Origin of the sequence: Nocardia sp. NPDC059236 (assembly GCF_042754085.1) — a bacterium.
Lineage (GTDB): Bacteria > Actinomycetota > Actinomycetes > Mycobacteriales > Mycobacteriaceae > Nocardia.
In genome coordinates this window covers 432-1,293 of the sequence record NZ_JBHZAF010000082.1, presented here as the reverse complement: position 1 = coordinate 1,293, position 862 = coordinate 432, and the positions used below count along the sequence as shown (strand labels likewise).

1 protein-coding gene is annotated in these 862 nt (G+C 72.7%); it reads left to right on the top strand.

Annotation, left to right across the window (positions count from 1 at the left end; genetic code table 11):
* Nucleotides 1–184: 184 nt before the first annotated feature.
* Nucleotides 185–862 (top strand): hypothetical protein (locus ACFXIV_RS48010; protein WP_379421551.1); only part of this gene is annotated, 678 nt, incomplete at its 3' end.

Below are 862 nucleotides of genomic sequence, written 5' to 3'. Positions count from 1 at the left end.
ATTCCGAACAGCGCCACATACACCCAGGGTGTGCTGACGAATCCCTCGACCGCGTGCACTATCGCGTCATTCATGCTCCGGAACGTACGGAGCGCCACAGGCGGCGGGCAGCGCACGATAGTCGTCGGCCACCCTGCACTTTCGACAGATGTCCGCCGCGAATCCGCCGCGTACCGTGACGGCCGTGAACTCCTCCGCACGCGCCCGCACCCGACGAGCGGCCGGAGGCCCCGCCGCAGGGCCCGGTGCCGGCCGCCCGGACGGCGTCCACGGCCGCTTCCGCGACCGGCTCAAGGGCCGGCTGGGAGAGGGTCTGCGCCGCCGACGCGTCCGTGAGGCCCTGGCCGACCTGGCGCTGTTCCTGTTCATGGCCTACCCCCTTCCCTTCCTCACCGACGTCCCGGTCTGGCTCCGCGTGGTGGCGGCTCCCCTGCTGGCCGCCGCGGCAGCCATGAGCCGCCGGGCCCCGCTCGCGGCCGCGACCGTTCCGGCCGTACTCGGTCTGACCGCCACCCCGGAGCTGTTCACCAGCACCTTCGCCCCGAGCCTGGTCGCCCTCAGCTTTCTGCTCGGCCGCCGCACCCAGGACGTACGCCCGTCGCTCGTCGCCGCCGCCCTCCTCTGCGCGGCCGGACTCGTGCTCGCCCTGACACTGCCGGGCGCCGACCTGTGGGCCTGGTTCACCCTGGTCAGCACCGTCCTGTTCGCCGCCGTCCTCCCCTGGCTGCTGGGCCGCTTCCGCCGTCAGCAGTACGAACTGCACAGCGCCGGCTGGGAGCTGGCCGCCCGGATGGAACGCGAACAGCAGCTGGTGGCCGAACGCACCCGGCTGCGCGAACGCTCCCGTATCGCGGGCGACATG